The organism is Streptomyces sp. NPDC028368 (genome assembly GCF_055565615.1).
The window spans coordinates 52,440-68,650 of the sequence record NZ_JBVHTY010000012.1 but is presented as its reverse complement, the minus strand read 5'-3'; the positions used below and the strand labels follow the sequence as shown (position 1 = coordinate 68,650).

Genomic DNA, 16,211 nt, shown 5'->3' with positions numbered 1-16,211 from the left:
TGCAGGCAGTCTCGGGTGAAGGCTGGAGGATCACGCGCGTCGGGCGGAACCGCCCAGGAATCCCCGGCTCAGGACGCTGGGGATTATCCCGCGGCCACAGCCTGCTCGCGGCTGCCCTCGGGCACGAGCGCGAAGGCGGCCCCCAGCACCACGCCGGTCAGCACGCCGATGCCATGGTTGTTCTCCACCAGGCACAGCACCACACCGGCGGCCGGCACGAGCACGGACAGCAGTCGCAGCGGCCGCTGCCGACCGCTCAGCGCGTAAGACGTCGCGAGAGCGCCGACCAGACCACAGATCCCCACCGAGTCACCCCCACCGTGCACACTCCAGCCCGCCATGCTCACCACGTGCGCCGCCACGCCGGACAGAAGGAAGACCACCGGCATCCACACGGCACCCAGCCTGCGCTCGGCCGCCGGCGCAACGACCGCGAGGGAAGCCATGTTGAAAGCGAGCTGCACCCAGCCCGACGTCTGCACCAGCAGCGCGGTCACCACCCGCCACCACGGTCCATCGGGAGCCCGCTCCAGGTGGGGCATGACACCGGGGACGACGGTCTGCACCACGGCCATCACTGTCATCACGCCCATCAGGACAGCGGCGGCCCACGGCACCGGCCGCCGCCACAGCGCCGCGAGCAGTCGGCCGGGGCTGACCTGCTGGCCCCCCAACTGGTCCATGACGAGCTGCGTACCGGGTACGAGGACAGCGGCCGCGCAGCCGTACAGGACAAGAGTGTGCATGTTCATGCCGCAATGATTCCGCGCGCACCCTGCCGACCGACAGTGACCCCTGTGGTGGAACAGCCATGACATATGTCCTACGTGGGCCCAGCACCGGTGGAAGCGGCTCGCCGGCCAATAGGGGTCTGAGTCAGAAGTCTTTCGGTAGTTCTTCTCTCTCCGACTCAGGACACTGGCCCCCTGAGAGGACGGCCACAGCAGAGGAGGGCCCGTCCCGAGAAACCCTCGGGGCAGGCCCTCCTCTGCGCGGGCGGCTGCCGGCCGCGGTGGACCGGCGGAGCGACCGCGGGCGGTCACTCGTCGACCATGAGCCCCTTGCGGAGCCGTACGAGCGTGCGTGAGAGCAGCCGGGAGACATGCATCTGAGAGATGTTCAGCTCCTCGCCGATCTCGGACTGCGTCATGTTGGCCACGAAGCGCAGTGAGAGGATCTTGCGGTCGCGCGGCGGGAGTTCGGCGATCAGCGGCTTGAGCGATTCGACGTACTCGATGCCTTCGAGGCCGTTGTCCTCGTAGCCGATGCGGTCCGCCAGCGCGCCTTCACTGTCGTCCTCCTCGGGCTGGGCGTCCAGCGAGCTCGCGGTGTAGGCGTTGCTCGCGGCCATCCCTTCCACGACCTCGTCCTTGGTGATGTCGAGGCGTTCGGCGAGCTCGCTCACCGTGGGGGCGCGGTCCAGCTTCTGGGCCAGTTCGTCGCCTGCCTTGGCGAGATCCAGCCGCAGTTCCTGCAGACGCCTCGGTACCCGCACCGACCAGCTGGTGTCGCGGAAGAAGCGCTTGATCTCGCCGACGATGGTCGGCATCGCGAACGTCGGGAACTCGACGCCGCGGCTCAGTTCGAAGCGGTCTATCGCCTTGATCAGGCCGATCGTGCCGACCTGGACGATGTCCTCCATGGGCTCGCTGCGGGAGCGGAACCGGGAGGCCGCGAACTTCACCAGGGCGAGATTGAGCTCGACCAGGGTGTTACGGACGTACGCGAATTCGTGCGTGCCTTCCTCGAGTGTTTCCAGCCGCTCGAAGAGGGTCTTGGACAGTGCCCGCGCGTCCACCGGGCCCACCTCGTCGAACGGCGGGATCTCGGGCAGACCGTCGATCTCAGACATTCCCGCCATCTCGGATTCGGCAGGAACCACCTGGGCAGGGGTCGACTGGGAGACTGTCGACTGGGAAGGGATGTGCCCGGTCGGGTCGGACGGGGGTGTCGACGATGTGTGCTGCCGGGTGTCGTCGGTGCGCAATTCGTCGAGCCGGGGTGACATGTGTCCTCCATCGTTCTCGGCATATGGCTGCCGATGCCTCTACGTGAAGCTGCGGTGTGCGGCGCCTCCAAAGCCGGCCGTTTCGAATGTGTCTCCATCTACGCCTACCTGGCTTTGCATGAAGATGGCAAGTGCGTGTTGTCCATATCTCGGGCTATATGCCGATTGTTCGGCTACCCCTGGGCGGAGGGAGGGCGTAGTGTTCGACAAGCGCAGTCATAAGCAATCAGACGCCGAGACAGCAAGAGGGGTGCGCGCGCATGGACCGCGGGACGGTCGGCAGTGCAAGCCGGGGCCGGCTGCATGTCGCGATCCGGCATCACGGCGCCAGCGCGGTCGTGACCGCCGCCGGTGAACTTGATCATCACACCGCAGATCTGTTGCGTGAGTCACTCGAGGGGTGTGTGGACGAGGGATATGCGCGCCTGGTGGTGGATTGCTCACCCCTCGAATTCATGGACTCCACCGGACTCAATGTGCTGCTCGGCGCCCGCCTGAAGGCGGAGGCCGCGGGGGGCGGGGTCCATCTGGCCGGGATGCAGCCCGTGGTGGCCCGGGTCTTCGAGATCACCGGCGCGGATGCCGTTTTCACGGTGCATGACTCGCTCGATGCGGCGCTGGCCGACTGACGTGACGGCGATGCCCGGACGGTGGCAATTCCGGGCACGTAGTACGAGTCACAACTTCCGTCCCCAAGAAGTGGGTGTTCTCACGGCCCGGTCGGGCAGGAGAGCCCCAGAATCAGTTGAATCAGTCAGTTGTTCAGTGTCCGTGAAAAGGCGAATCGGTGAGGTGAAGCGCTGATGAGCACCACCCGGCCGTACCCGCCGGGCGATCTTGGCCCGGAATCGGGTGGCCCGGGTGCTTCCGCCGCCCAGTCCGCCGCCCAGCCCGCCGCTCCGGCGGGCCAGGTCCGCCGGCTGCGCCTGGCGGGCACCCGAGGCGCCGTGGCCCGCGGCCGCGATTTCGCCCGGGAGGCCCTGCACGACTGGGGCTGGCTGCCGGCCGCCAGTGCCGACCAGCGGGCCGCGGCCGAGGACGTGCTGCTTGTCGTCTCCGAGCTGGTCACCAACGCCTGTCTGCACGCCGAGGGGCCGGAGGAGCTGCGGCTGCGGTGCGCCGCCAAGGTGCTGCGCCTGGAGGTCAGCGACCTCGGTGCCGGTTCGCCCGCCCCGCGCAGTCCGCACCGTCCGGGCCGCCCCGGTGGCCACGGCATGTTCATCGTGCAGCGCCTGTGCCTGGACTGGGGCGTGGTACGCAACGCCGACGGCGCGGGCAAGACCGTCTGGGCGGAGCTCGCCGCGCCTTCTTGAAGGGCGGGCAGGACGAAAAGAGTTGAGCGCGGGCCCACGGGGCCCGCGCTTTGTCGTATACCCGCCCACCCGCTCCGATCGAGGCTGCGCTGTGCCTTCCCTCGGCAAGGCCCCGGGCGTACCTTGACGCCCAATCTGATGTGCCGTCAGTAACATCCGGCGGTGCGCTACCCGGGAGAAGGGGAGATCGAGGTGGCCCGCTTCTGTGAACCACACGGCAGGCACCCGCGCCGCACGGCCGGGCTGACGCTGGCCGTGGCGATGACGGCGGGGTCCGCGGTGCTGCTCGCCGCACCGGCCGCACACGCCGAGGTCGTCGACGTCAACTACCAGTGCAAGACACCGATCGGCAACAAGGGCGCGGTATCGCCCATCGACATCAAGTCCACCCCCAGCGGGGGAGCGTACAAGCTCGTCATGTCCTTCCAGAAGGGCGTCTCCTCCAGCCCCGTCGAACTGGGCAAGGGCGCCATGAAACCGAGCGCGCTGATCAAGCTGGGCGGCGCGGACAGCGGTACGGTGCCGGTCGCCGGGCCGCCCAACGACAAGGCGATACCGGCCAACACCCCCATCAAGATCAGCGACTTGAGCGGTACGTACACCCCCAAGGCCGACGGCAAGGTCACCTTCACGGCCTCCACCCTCACCATCAAGGCCCTCGGCACGACCACCACCTGCACCCCGAGCAACAACCCCAAGCCCTCGCTCTCCCTGGACGTCAAGGGCTCCGGCGGCTCGGGCGGGTCGTCGGGCGGCGCCGGCGGTGCGGCCGCGGGCGGCTCCTCCGGCGGCCAACTGCCGCAGACCGGGCCCGCGGATTCCGCCCTCGCGCTGGGCACCCTCGGCGGCACGGTCCTGCTGGCCGGGGCGGCCGGTGCGCTCTGGCTGACCCGCCGCAACCAGCGGGCCTGACCCGGGGCGCGCCCCCGCCCTCCGTACGAGCCCGAGCCCCCGCCCGAGCACCAGGAGCCGCCGATGCCGTTCCGTACCCGCGCAGCGGTCAGCGGTGCGGTCCTTGCGACCGCCGCCGTACTGCTGTGCCCCGCCGCGGCCGCGGCCCGGCCGGCCGCACCGGCGTGGTCCGCCGCACCCGCACCGGGCGGCGGCGCCCGGCCCAGCGCACAGGACCGTCCGTACTTCTATCTGGAGGGCGCCCCCGGCACGGTGATGACCGACCGGCTCTCCCTCAGCAATCCCGCCGGCCGGGCCGTCACCGTACGGCTGCGCGGCTCCGGCACCGGCTCGTGGCTCGCGCTCGCCGCGAAGCAAGTGAGGATCCCGCCGCGCACCCGGGCGAGCGTGCCGTTCACGGTGACCGTGCCGCGGACCACGGCCCCCGGCAACCACCCCGGCGCGATCATCGCCACCAGCGGCGGCACGGCGGGCAAACGGGCCCGGGTGCCGGTTCATCTACGGGTGACCGGGCCGGCCCTGTCCGCGCTGACCGTCGAGAACGTGTCGGTGGGTACGGCCGGGGACGGCACGGCGGTGATCCGGTACGCGCTGGTCAACCGCGGGAACGTCGCGCTCAGGCCACGGGTCGCGGTGCGCGCCGACGGGGTCTTCGGCGTGCTGCTGCGCAGGGCGGTACGCCCTCTGCCGGGCGAGCTGCGGCCAGGTCAGCGCATCGACCGCACGGAAAAATGGCCGGATCCCCCCGCTCTGGACTCGGTGCAGGTACGGGTGACGGCGACGGCCGACGACGGGGTGCGCGGGGCGGCGACGGCCGCGTATACGGCGGTTCCCTGGGGCGGGGTTGCGGGTGTGGTGGCCGTCCTGGTGGCGGGCGGCTGGGTGCTCGTACGGAGGCGGCGTACGGGACAGGAGCGCGGCGCGGGCACGGATGCCGGCAGTGCGGCCGATGGCGGCCACATGGCCGTCCAGAAGTGCGAAGTGGCCGTCGGCGAACGGGAGTTGGCGAGCACGGGATCGAAGGCAGGCTCGGGATCGAGTTCAGGTACGGGATCGAGGACAGGTACGGGATCGCGATCGGGAGCGGTACCGGGATCAGGAGCGCGATCGTGAACGGCCAGACGGATACGGCGAAGGACCGCACCACCACGACCCCAACTGCCACGACCCCAACCGCCACGACCCCCTTTGCCCCCCTTGCCCCCCTGGCCACCCTGCGACGGGTCGCGGCCGCGCTCGCCCTCTGTGTTGCCCTGGCGTCGGCGCTGTGCTCCGCCGCATCCGCGCATGCCGCCTCCGCGCACGCCGCCTCCGCCGCGGCCGCGGGGCAGCCCTCCGTACACGTCTCCAAGAAGGAGGCGGGCAAGGGCGGCACCATCACCGTGACCGGCCGCGGCTGGCGGGCGAAGGCGCTGCTCACGCTGCTGATCTGCGGGCAGAACATGATCGGCGGGACCAATGCCTGCGCCAACGGTGACGGGCGGGCGGTCACCACCGACGCGCACGGCGCCTTCCACAAGAGCCTCCCGGTCGCCGAACCGCCCAAGCCCTGCCCCTGTGTGGTGCATGTGGCGACGGTGACCGGCTCGGCGGCCGCCGCGGATGCCGTGTTCAAGGTGGCGGGCCACCCCGTGGCGCCGCTGCCCAAAGAGAGCACCGGCGGCCGGCTGACCGTCCTGGCCCCGCCACGGCTGGCGGGCGGCAGCGGACTGCTGACCTGGTTCGGCGCCCCGCCGCAGCGCGAGCTGACCCTCACCGTCGGCAATGTCGGCTCGGCGCCGGCCAGGAACCCGGTCTTCCAGGTCGGCACCTCGCACGGCGTCTTCGCGCCGGAGTGGGAGGACCAGCAGTGGCGGGGGGCCGTGCCCGCCGGGAAGAAGGCCGAGGTCAAGCTGCCGGTGGAGCTGGCCGCCGGGGCTCATGGGGACTATGTGGTCTCCCTCAAGTACGGCGGCAAGGTCCTGGTCGAGCAGCCGTGGGGGGTCGGCAGGCCGTGGGGCGTGACGCTCTTCTGGGTGCTGCTGTGCCTGGTGATCCCGACGGCGGTGTTCCGTATCGGGATGGCGATCGTGGACCGCGTCCGTCCGCGCAGGCAGCCCACCGCCACCCGCCACCGACGCACCACAAGGAAACGCAGTGTGACCGGGCAGGCCGGCGAGAGCGCCGCGCTGCCGTGGTTCACCCCGGACACCGCACCGTCCACCACCACATCAACCGAACGACCCACGTCGAAAGGTTCTGCGTGATGACGCTGATGAGGCTGATGAGGCTGACGAGGCAACGGAGGAGGGCGGGCATGGCCTCGACGGCCGCGCTGGCGCTCGCTGGTGCGGGCGTGCTGGCCCTGGCCGGGCCCGCCCAGGCGGCGGAGGTGTCCTACGCGACGGAGTGTCTGCCGCCGCCGATATCGGGGCTGCCGCCGATCGAGGGCACCACGAAGGTGTCGGTCAGCGCGCCCGCGACCGCCAAGGTCGGCGACGAGATCGAGGTGGTCTGGAAGACGGTCGAGGGGGCCTCCAAGAACCCCGACATCCTCGACCTGGGTGAGAACACCGTCCAGCCGACCGGCACGATCAAGGTGGCCGGGGCACAGGCCGGCGATCTGCCGATGGAGGGGCCGCGGCAGAACCCGCCGATCCCCAAGGGCGCCCCGATGGTGCTGTCGGACATGAAGGGCAAGCTGAAGCTGGAGAAACCGGGTGAGGTGACCTTGTCGCCCGGCTTCTACAACATCAACGTCAACAAGCCGATCTCGACGGACACCAAGTGCTCGCCCAAGGAGGAGGTGAAGCCGGCGGTCACCATCAAGGTGACGGACGGCGGAGGCGACTCCGGCGGGACGACAAGCGGCGGGACGACAAGCGGCGGGACGACGAGCGGCGGCACGACGAGCGGCGGCACCACTAACGGCGGCACCAGCAGCGGCGGAACGTCCGCCGGTACGGACTCGGGCGGCAGCACCGCCGGCGGGACGAACGCCGGGTCGTCCGGCGGTTCCTCCGGCGGCTCGGGCGGCGACCCCGACGGCACCGCGTACCAGGGCAAGGAGGTGAGCGTCCCGTACGCCTGCAAGACCCCCATCGGGGACAAGAAGGCGACCTCGCCGGTACAGATCAACGCCGTGAAGAAGAGCGGCAGTTACGACCTGACGGTGAAGTTCCGCAAGTCCGTCATGGACAGCCCGGCGGATATCCCCAAGGACTCGGTCAAGCCGTCGATGGACGTCAAGGTGGGCGGCGCGGACAAGGGCTCGGTCAAGGTGGAGGGCCCGACCAACGCCAAGCCCATCAAGTCGGGCGATCCGATCGAGATCCCGGATCTGAAGGGTACGTACAAGCCGGGCGCCACCGGGAAGGCGACGCTGACACCCGGCGTGCTGACCGTCAACGCCCTGGGGACGACCACGACCTGCACACCGGAGAAGGACCCGGGCGCCTCGCTCACGCTGGACACCTCGGCGCAGCAGGGCGGTACGACGGGTGGCTCCACCGGCGGTTCATCGGATAGTTCATCGGGCGGCTCGTCGGGCGGCGCCACGGGATCTGCCACCGACTCCGGGAGCAGCGGCGGCGGGAGCAGCGGCAGCGCCGGCGGCCTCGCCGCGACCGGCGCCGGCGACCACGGCGCCCTGACCGCTCTCGGGTTCGTCGCCGGCACCGCCATCCTGCTCGGCGGCGCGGTCTTCACCTTCACCCCATGGCGGCGGCTGCGCCGCTAGGGCCTGTCGTTTGGATCAGGTCGGGCTCGCGGGGTCCGGCACGCGGAGGACCAGGACCGTGTGCCGGCACCCCGCGTTCCCGTCGTGACGGACCGTCACAAGCTCACCGGGGACGGGCTGTTGGGCGCTCGATGTCGTCGGTATGCGCCCCCTGTGTGCCTCCGCGCTCCCTCGCGTAACGGCTGACTGTCGAGTAAAGCAGCGATAGTTTGTAATGGCTCGTTACTCGAGGGAGATCGTAAGGAGTTGCCCTGTGGGATTGATGAACCTGGAGCGGAAGTCCGGGCGGCCCGTGGAACCGGACCTGGTGTTCTTCCTGATGCCGTACGGGAAAAAGACCGTCGCCGACGGCTCCGAGCTGGACTTCGACTTCATCTATCGAGAGCTCCACGATGAGCTCGACACCAAACTGGGCGTGCGCGTCGAGCGGGCCGACGAGAACGGCGACAGCAGCGTCGGAGTGCTGGAAGCGGCATGGGACGGCGTCGACCGGGCCGGCATCGTGGTCGTGGACCTGTCGGTCCCGTCGACGTCCGTGGCCATGGAGCTGGGCTGGGCCATGTGTCTGCACAAGCGGATGGTGGTGATCGCGTACGAGGGCGCGGATGTGCCGACGAACGTGCGCGGCCAGCTTCGGCCCATCGCCTACACGGGAGACGGGGAGCGGATCCGCAAGCTCAAGGAAGATCTCAAGGAGCGGATCCTGGCCGAGCGCCGGCGCACCGACCCCGAGATGGACCTCAAGGCGCGCACCGGCTCCGGAGAGGTCGAGGCCACCACACTGATCGAGATCGCCTGCCAGGACCATGTGTTCGTACGGGACATCAACGACTCGCAGCGCAGTGCCGAACTCCGCCTGGAGGATCTGAGCTACGACGAGATGCTGCCCGAGGACATGGCGGCCTCGAAGAAATACCGCCAGGGCAGCACGGTCACCGGGTTCTTCGTGGTCGACGACGCGGGCCGGGCCAGGTTCACCCGGCGGCATCGGGAGAACAACCCGTGGCCCCGGCGGGTGTCCACGTACCTGCCGCGGCAGATCCACCCCGCACGGGTCACCGAGGCGGGCCCCGCGGGCGCCTTCATCCGGCTCTCCCCGGCGGGCGGAAGGTCCTTCATCCCGCCCTATCAGGCACGGGCCGCGGGCCTGAGCGAAGGCGACGAGATCCAGGTCCGGATCACCCGGGTCGATCCGCAGCAGCGGCGGATCGAAGTCGCGCTGGCCGAGGCGCCGAAGGCGAATCTGACGGAGCCGCCCGAGGGGGAGTACCCGAAGGTGGGGGAGAGGTTTGTCGGGACGCTCTTCGATGTGAAGCTGGACGGCGGATATGTGAAGGTGCGGCTCGCCGGATATCGGCGGCTGGGGCTTTTGCACTTCAAGAACATGAGCGAGGAGCTCTGGCAGGCCATTCGCGCCGGTTCGGTGACCAAGGGCGGCGAAGTGCATGTCGGTGTCACCAAGGTCGTGCCGTCGCGGGGGCGGATCGCGCAGTGGGACATCGGCCTGGAGCAGGTGGCCGATCCGGCCGGGCTGCTCGTCGTGGAAAAGCCGGACGCGGCGGTCGTACCGGGACAGGTGGGCCCGGTGGCGGGCGCCGGCGCCGGCGCGAACGAGGAACCGGACCCGGTCGTATGACCGGCCCCCGGGACGGGGCCCCGGTCATCGCCCAGCGGCTGTGGAACGGCGCGGTCGGCCCGCAGGACTATGCGACGGCGGGCGGCGAGAAATACCGGACGGCCGTCATGGAGCAATACAAGCTCTATGTGGAAATGGCGGACCGGATCAGCGCCCGCCGGAGCCTGACGAACACCTTCTTCCTCACGGTGAACGCCGCGCTGCTCACCACGGCGGGCGCCGTCAGCCGCTCGTTCCTCAGGGAACTACCGGTCTGGGGCCTGCTGCTGGTCGCGTTGGTCGCCTGCTGCCAGTGCACGGTGTGGCTGCTGCTGATCCGCTCGTACAAGCAGCTCAACGGCGCGAAGTACCGCGTCATCGGTGAGCTGGAGAGCCGGCTGCCCGCGCGGCTGTACCTCGAGGCCGAGTGGTCGGAGCTGGGCGAAGGCGCGTCGTGGAGGCGGTATGTGCCGCTCACCCGGGTCGAGTTGGCGGTGCCCGTGACCTTCGTGGTGCTGTACGCGGCGGCGCTGGCGGTGGCGCTGATCACGAGATGAGGAGGCGGCGCCGGCCGCGAACGGGACGGGGAAGGGCACGCTGTGCCCGGCCCCACCACTCTGTGCCGGACCGGGACAGCCTAAGGTCGGGATCGGGGCCACTGCGAGACCGGAAAGGGCTGGACAGAGTGAGTGCGGCAACCCGACGTGACCGACTGCGCGTTCAGATGTCCGAAGAGGTCCGGGCCAGCGCGCGGGAGATCATCACCAGTGAGGGCGTGGACGCGCTCACGCTGGCCGAAATCGCCCGCCGGGTCGGCGTCACCCCGGCGGCGCTGTACCGGCATTTCCCCGGCGGCCTGGAAGACATCGTCCGGCACACCGCCCGCGACATCGTCGACGAGCTGGCGCGGGCGATGCAGGGCGCGGTCGAGGGGGAGCGGGAAACGGACTACGCGGCCCGCATGGTGGCCCCGACCCGGGTGTTCCGGGAGTGGGCCCTGGCCCATCGCCAGGAGTTCAGCCTGCTGTTCGGCACGCCGACCAAGGCGGCGGGTGACGCCCAGGCGGAATTGACCAGCCAATGGGTGCGGGAGCTGGCCGGGGTCTGGGGCGTGGTGTTCATGCAGTTCTGGGCCGACCGCCCGTATGCCGTCCGCGCCGATGATGATCTCGATCCGCGGCTGGCGGCCCAGATGACGCAGTACCGCGAGGCCACCGGCGTGAACATTCCGCTCGGTGCGCTCGTCGTCATGCTCTCCTGCTGGCGGGCGATCTACGGACAGGTGGCGCTGGAGGTCTTCGACCATTTCGCGCCGCTGATGAACGCCGATCAGGAGCCGATGTTCGAGATGCTGATGCTGGAGCTGATGACCGGGATGGGCCTGGGCGACGAGTACCGGCCTCCGGAGCCGACGCCCTGACGGGCACACCGGCGCACGGAGGCGGCATCCGCCGCGGACACCTTCGCCCGCGCCCTGACCCGCCCCGCGAGCCCCGCCCCGTGGCGCAGACAGCGAAAAGGCCCGGTACGCGGTGGCGTACCGGGCCTTTCCGTGGTGAGGGTCGCGTCAGCGGACGTCGCCCATGAGCGCGATGATCTTCTTGCGGCTCAGCCACACCGCGACACCGGCCAGCACCGCCATGCCGGCCTCGACGGCCAGCACCGGGGGACCGCTCAGGTCCGCGCCGCCGGTGGACAGCAGAGTGGTGATGCAGTCGCCCGCGGTGACGGCCAGGAACCACACGCCCAGCATCTGGCTGGCGTACTTCTGCGGCGCCATCTTGGTGGTCACCGACAGGCCGACCGGGGACAGGCACAGCTCGCCGATGGTCTGGATCATGTAGATGGACAGCAGCCACATCGGGCTGACCTTCGTGCCGTCCGAGGCCATCAGCATCGGGACGATGAAGACGACGAACGAGGCGCCGATGAAGAACATCGCCATGGAGAACTTCACCGTGGTGCTCGGCTCGCGGTCGCGGCGCGCCAGCCGCAGCCACAGCCAGGCCATGACCGGGGCGAGGGCCATGACCCACAGCGGGTTCACGGACTGGAACCACGAGGACGGGAAGTCCAGCCCGAAGACCTGACCGTTCGTCTTCTTCTCCGCGAAGACGGACATCGTCGAGCCCGCCTGGTCGAAGATCATCCAGAAGAGCGCGGCGGCCACGAAGAACCAGATGTAGCCGCTGACCTTGGTCTGCTCGGTGTTGCTCAGGTCCTTGTCGCGCTTGATGCGCGCCAGGACCGTGATCGGAATGATCAGGCCGAGCAGCGCGAGCGGGATCACCGCCCAGTTCAGGGTGAAGTGACCGGTGAAGGCGACCACGCCGTAGAAGACCGCGGCGACGGCGAACCAGATCAGGCCCTTGCGCAGCCACATGGCGCGCTCCTCCGCCTGGAGCGGGCTCGGCACGACGCTGGACTGCGGGCTGAGGTGGCGGGTGCCGATCAGGAACGACACCAGGCCCAGGCCCATACCGACCGCGGCCAGCGCGAAGCCCAGGTGCCAGTTGACGCTCTGGCCGACGGTGCCGATGACCAGCGGCGCCGCGAAGGCACCGATGTTGATGCCCATGTAGAAGAGGGTGAAGCCGCCGTCCCGGCGCGGGTCCTGAGGACCGTCGTAGAGGTGGCCGACCATCGTCGAGATATTGGCCTTCAGCAGGCCCGAGCCCACCGCGACCAGCGCCAGACCGGCGAAGAACCCGGCCTGACCCGGAATGGCCAGCGCCAGGTGGCCGGTCATGATGACACCGGCCGCGATGGCGACGGTCTTCCGCGGGCCCCAGATGCGGTCGCCGATCCACCCGCCGGGCATGGCCAGCAGATAGACCATCGCCACATAGATGGAGTAGATGGCCGAGGCGGTGGCCACATTCATGGCCAGACCGCCGCCCTGGGCGCCCTTTTCGGCGTCCGGGCCGCCGGAGATCAGATAGACCACGAGCAGGGCGCGCATGCCGTAATAGCTGAAGCGCTCCCACATCTCGGTCATGAAGAGAGGGGCCAGTCCGCGGGGGTGGCCGAAGAAGGTTTTGCCGCCGTCTGCAGGGTTCCCCTGCCGGGCCGCGTCCTTCGTCAGGCTGGACGCCATGGTGGTTCCTTGGTCTGCTCGGGACGCGCTCGAAGAGTCGTTACGCGCCCGGGTGGGGGTTGACCGGCACCGGCGTAGACATGCCCGCCCCCACGTCCGGGGGGTTCGACGCCACGCAAAGCGGCGCCGGCAGGACGGTCTTACACCGGGATCCACGCCCCCCGTGCTGCTAGCGCGGTGGACCCGGTCGACAGGTCAGTCACTGTGTATCGGGGCTGGTGGTTCCAGCTCCGCACACAACAGGGACCGATGACGCCAGTTCGGAGTCAGCGGCCCGAAGGTTGTGCGATGGACGTGTCGACACCATACGTCTCGTTCCGTCGCCATTGGGAGTCGTGAGACAACGCTCACACTGCCGTGGGGAACCGTTTGGCCCCGCCCCGTCGCGGGTGCGCGGCTCACGGCGACGACCCGTGCGGGAGCGGCCAGTCGTCGCCCGTCGGTGCTGGTCCGCCCCTAGGTCCCCATACCTCGGACTACCATCGGCCCATGACCCGTGTACTGCTCGCCGAGGATGACGCGTCCATCTCGGAGCCGCTCGCCCGCGCACTGCGCCGCGAGGGTTACGAAGTCGAGGTGCGCGAGGACGGCCCCACGGCGCTCGACGCCGGTCTCCAGGGCAATATCGACCTGCTCGTGCTCGACCTGGGGCTGCCCGGCATGGACGGCCTGGAGGTCGCCCGCCGGCTGCGCAACGAAGGCCACTCCTTCCCGATCCTGGTGCTGACCGCCCGCGCCGACGAGGTGGACACCGTCGTCGGCCTGGACGCCGGCGCCGACGACTACGTCACCAAGCCCTTCCGGCTCGCCGAACTCCTGGCCCGGGTACGGGCCCTGCTGCGCCGCGGCTCCACCGCCGAGCCCCAGCAGCCGCCCGCCACCCACGGCGTACGGATCGACGTCGAGTCGCACCGGGCATGGATGGGCGAGGAGGAACTCCAGCTGACCGCGAAGGAGTTCGACCTGCTGCGGGTCCTGGTACGGGACGCCGGCCGGGTCGTCACCCGCGACCAGCTGATGCGCGAGGTCTGGGACACCACCTGGTGGTCGTCCACCAAGACGCTCGACATGCATATCTCCTGGCTCCGCAAGAAGCTCGGTGACGACGCCGCCAACCCCCGCTACATCGCCACCGTCCGCGGTGTCGGCTTCCGCTTCGAAAAGAGCTAGGGGCCCGTGCGCCGCCGCCTGATCAACTCCACGCTCGCCGTGGTGCTCGTCGTCATCGCCGTCTTCGGTGTCTCGCTCGTCATCGTCGAGACCCGCACGATCCAGGCGGGGGCACAGGAGAGCGTGGCGTCCGAGGCGGTCCGGCTGGTGGGGATAGTCGAGAGCCGGCTCGGCAGCAAGGAGAAGATCACCCCCGAGATCCTCTCCGAGCAGATCACGGCCCACCGGTACGCCGAGATCAGGGTGCCGGGCAAGGCCGCGCCGCTGGAGATCGGCCGGCGCCCGTCGGGCGATGTGATCGCGTCGGAGGTCAAGGGCGACCGCGGCGAGTCCGTCATGGTCCAGGAATCCCGCTCCACGGTCAGCGCGGAGATCGGCCGGACGCTGCTGGTCATCCTGGCCGTCGCGCTGCTGGCAATCATCGCCGCCGTCATCCTGGCCGTACGCCAGGCCCGCCGGCTCACCGCACCGCTCACCGACCTCGCCGAGACCGCCGAGCGGCTGGGCTCCGGCGACCCCCGCCCGCGCCACCGCCGCTACGGCGTCCAGGAGCTGGACCGGGTCGCGGATGTGCTGGACGCCAGCGCCGAGCGGATCGCGCGGATGCTGACCGCCGAACGCCGGCTCGCCGCCGACGCCTCCCACCAGCTGCGTACGCCGCTGACCGCGCTGTCCATGCGGCTGGAGGAGATCACCGTCACCGACGACCCGGACACCGTGAAGGAAGAGGCCACCATCGCGCTGGCCCAGGTGGAGCGGCTGACCGACGTCGTACAGCGGCTGCTGACCAATTCCCGGGACCCGCGCAGCGGCTCCGCGGTCGCCTTCGACCTGGACGAGGTGGTCAAGCAGCAGATCGAGGAGTGGCGGCCGGCCTACCGCAGCGCGGGGCGGGCCATCGTCCGCTCCGGCAAGAAGGGGCTACGGGCTGTTGGCACGCCCGGTGCGGTCGCCCAGGTGCTGGCCACGCTGATCGAGAACTCACTGATGCACGGTGCCGGAACGGTCGCGCTGCGTACCCGCGTCACCGGCAACCAGGCGGTCGTCGAGGTCACCGACGCCGGGCCCGGAGTCCCGCCGGACCTCGGGTCGCGGGTCTTCGAGCGGACCGTCTCCGGCCGTAACTCCACCGGTCTGGGGCTCGCCGTCGCCCGCGATCTGGCGGAGGCGGACGGCGGCCGCCTGGAGCTGTTGCAGCAGCATCCGCCGGTGTTCGCGCTGTTCCTGGCGCGGGAGGCGGAGAGCGTCGAGGAGTGAGGCGGCGGTCCGCTACTTGCGGGCGGCGCTACGGGCCCGCGGCGGGTGTTCCGCGCCCTCGGCGAGGAACGACTCGGCGGTCGCCACGGCCTTCCGGGCGGGCAGCGCCTGGAATACCCAGGTGCGGTAGGACCAGAAGCGGAAGAGCGTCGCGATGCCGATGCCGACGAACTTGAAGATGTTGCTCTGCAGCGGGCTGTCCCAGCCGAATCCGTAGGTCGCGGCGTAGAGCACGCCGTTCTCGATGACCAGGCCGATCACGCTGAACAGCAGGAAGAGCGTGAGCTCCTTGGTGCGGCCCTGCTTGTCCCGGTCGCGGTAGGTGAAGTAGCGGTAGCCGAGGTAGTTGGTGGCGGTGGCCACGACCGTCGCCACGATGCTGGCCCGTACGACGGGGATCTCGGTGAGATGGCGTACGAGGTTGAACACCACGAAGTTCACGACGACACCCGCGCCGCCGACCGCTCCGAACTTCACCACTTCCCGGGTGAGCGCCTCCAGCCTCGACCGCAGCGCGCTCCGTTCACTCATGGTGATCGTTCAGCTCCTGTCGTGGGCGGATGTCCGCGGCCGGTCACCCTGGTCCGCTCTCTCATGCTAACCACGGGTATCAAGCGGTGCCTGCCCCCTGTCGACTCCGGCCACAGTCCCGTCGGCCAAAGGCTCCTCAGCCGACGGTGACACGGAAATTGAGGCTCCGGGCGCCGTTTTCGCCGGCCGCCCCGGTGGCGCACCGCCGGCAGTGCAGCAGCCGCAGATCCGTACGGCCCGCGCTGACCGCCTCGAAGTCCAGATAGCGGGAGCCGCCCGCGCCGGACGGCGGCGGCTCGTCCGCTTCGAGGTGGTTTCCGATTGCCTTCAGAACGGCCGGATCCGGACGCGGGCCGGCGATGATCCAGCGGAAGCCGTCGGCGGGGTCGTCCGGGACCCGCACCTCGAAGTGGTCGCCGGCCCTGACGGAAATCTCGGTGCTGCCGGCGTCGTAGACCTTCGGCCCGGACAGCTGGCTGATCACGGAATGGGCCGCTATCAGCAGTGCGGCGATCGCGACGGCGATCACCAGCAGCCGGGAGTTCTTCGATATGTCACCGGTCCCCATCCGGCCTCTCCTTACGTCTTGC

General features: G+C 69.9%; 16 protein-coding genes. 11 read left to right on the top strand and 5 right to left on the bottom strand.

The window, feature by feature from the left end:
* Window positions 1–83: 83 nt before the first annotated feature.
* Both ACZ4S3_RS26145 and ACZ4S3_RS26140 read right to left on the bottom strand, forming a co-directional pair.
* Entirely contained in the window at window positions 84–752 is a 669-nt protein-coding gene (locus tag ACZ4S3_RS26145) for a rhomboid family intramembrane serine protease (RefSeq protein ID WP_467938176.1), read from the bottom strand.
* A 287-nt stretch (window positions 753–1,039) separates the two neighbouring features.
* A complete protein-coding gene (locus ACZ4S3_RS26140; protein ID WP_467938517.1) occupies window positions 1,040–1,861 on the bottom strand; it encodes an RNA polymerase sigma factor SigF in 822 nt (273 codons plus the stop codon).
* Between the two features lie 407 nt (window positions 1,862–2,268).
* On the opposite strand from ACZ4S3_RS26140, the gene ACZ4S3_RS26135 reads away from it, so the two are divergent.
* The 9 genes from ACZ4S3_RS26135 to ACZ4S3_RS26095 all read left to right on the top strand — a co-directional run bounded on the left by ACZ4S3_RS26135 (window position 2,269) and on the right by ACZ4S3_RS26095 (window position 10,986).
* Complete coding sequence (locus tag ACZ4S3_RS26135; protein ID WP_467938174.1) at window positions 2,269–2,637, top strand: STAS domain-containing protein; 369 nt, start codon at window positions 2,269–2,271, stop codon at window positions 2,635–2,637.
* A gap of 174 nt (window positions 2,638–2,811) precedes the next feature.
* The gene (locus ACZ4S3_RS26130; RefSeq protein WP_467938172.1) at window positions 2,812–3,321 is read left to right on the top strand and encodes an ATP-binding protein; all 510 of its coding nucleotides are present in this window, start codon (window positions 2,812–2,814) and stop codon (window positions 3,319–3,321) included.
* A gap of 192 nt (window positions 3,322–3,513) precedes the next feature.
* On the top strand, window positions 3,514–4,233 hold the full coding sequence (locus tag ACZ4S3_RS26125) for an LPXTG cell wall anchor domain-containing protein (RefSeq protein WP_467938515.1): 720 nt from the start codon (window positions 3,514–3,516) through the stop codon (window positions 4,231–4,233).
* 63 nt (window positions 4,234–4,296) lie between these two features.
* The gene (locus tag ACZ4S3_RS26120) at window positions 4,297–5,346 is read left to right on the top strand and encodes a COG1470 family protein (protein WP_467938170.1); all 1,050 of its coding nucleotides are present in this window, start codon (window positions 4,297–4,299) and stop codon (window positions 5,344–5,346) included.
* The gene (locus ACZ4S3_RS26115) at window positions 5,343–6,479 is read left to right on the top strand and encodes a hypothetical protein (protein ID WP_467938168.1); all 1,137 of its coding nucleotides are present in this window, start codon (window positions 5,343–5,345) and stop codon (window positions 6,477–6,479) included. The genes ACZ4S3_RS26120 and ACZ4S3_RS26115 overlap by 4 nt, the downstream gene beginning before the upstream one ends.
* 50 nt (window positions 6,480–6,529) lie before the next feature.
* A complete protein-coding gene (locus ACZ4S3_RS26110) occupies window positions 6,530–7,951 on the top strand; it encodes a hypothetical protein (protein ID WP_467938166.1) in 1,422 nt (473 codons plus the stop codon).
* Window positions 7,952–8,204: 253 nt separating this feature from the next.
* Window positions 8,205–9,587 carry a hypothetical protein gene (locus tag ACZ4S3_RS26105; RefSeq protein WP_467938164.1) on the top strand — a complete coding sequence of 461 codons (1,383 nt, stop codon included), beginning with the start codon at window positions 8,205–8,207 and terminating at the stop codon, window positions 9,585–9,587.
* The gene (locus ACZ4S3_RS26100) at window positions 9,584–10,123 is read left to right on the top strand and encodes a RipA family octameric membrane protein (protein WP_467938162.1); all 540 of its coding nucleotides are present in this window, start codon (window positions 9,584–9,586) and stop codon (window positions 10,121–10,123) included. The genes ACZ4S3_RS26105 and ACZ4S3_RS26100 overlap by 4 nt, the downstream gene beginning before the upstream one ends.
* Window positions 10,124–10,290: 167 nt before the next feature.
* Window positions 10,291–10,986, top strand: a complete 696-nt coding sequence (locus ACZ4S3_RS26095) for a TetR/AcrR family transcriptional regulator (RefSeq protein WP_467938160.1) — start codon at window positions 10,291–10,293, stop codon at window positions 10,984–10,986.
* A 147-nt stretch (window positions 10,987–11,133) separates the two neighbouring features.
* On the opposite strand, the gene ACZ4S3_RS26090 is transcribed toward ACZ4S3_RS26095, so the two are convergent.
* Window positions 11,134–12,663: a peptide MFS transporter gene (locus tag ACZ4S3_RS26090; protein WP_467938158.1), complete on the bottom strand. Its 1,530-nt coding sequence runs from the start codon at window positions 12,661–12,663 to the stop codon at window positions 11,134–11,136.
* Window positions 12,664–13,152: 489 nt separating this feature from the next.
* Here ACZ4S3_RS26090 and ACZ4S3_RS26085 point away from each other — a divergent pair, with 489 nt between their 5' ends.
* Together ACZ4S3_RS26085 and ACZ4S3_RS26080 are read left to right on the top strand one after the other, a co-directional pair.
* Window positions 13,153–13,833, top strand: coding sequence for a response regulator transcription factor (locus ACZ4S3_RS26085; protein ID WP_467938156.1), 681 nt, complete (start codon window positions 13,153–13,155; stop codon window positions 13,831–13,833).
* A gap of 6 nt (window positions 13,834–13,839) precedes the next feature.
* Window positions 13,840–15,090 carry an ATP-binding protein gene (locus tag ACZ4S3_RS26080; RefSeq protein ID WP_467938154.1) on the top strand — a complete coding sequence of 417 codons (1,251 nt, stop codon included), beginning with the start codon at window positions 13,840–13,842 and terminating at the stop codon, window positions 15,088–15,090.
* Window positions 15,091–15,102: 12 nt separating this feature from the next.
* On the opposite strand, the gene ACZ4S3_RS26075 is transcribed toward ACZ4S3_RS26080, so the two are convergent.
* On the bottom strand, window positions 15,103–15,621 hold the full coding sequence (locus ACZ4S3_RS26075; protein ID WP_467938152.1) for a GtrA family protein: 519 nt from the start codon (window positions 15,619–15,621) through the stop codon (window positions 15,103–15,105).
* Between the two features lie 136 nt (window positions 15,622–15,757).
* Window positions 15,758–16,189, bottom strand: a complete 432-nt coding sequence (locus ACZ4S3_RS26070; protein ID WP_467938150.1) for a protease inhibitor I42 family protein — start codon at window positions 16,187–16,189, stop codon at window positions 15,758–15,760.
* Window positions 16,190–16,211 lie beyond the last annotated feature (22 nt).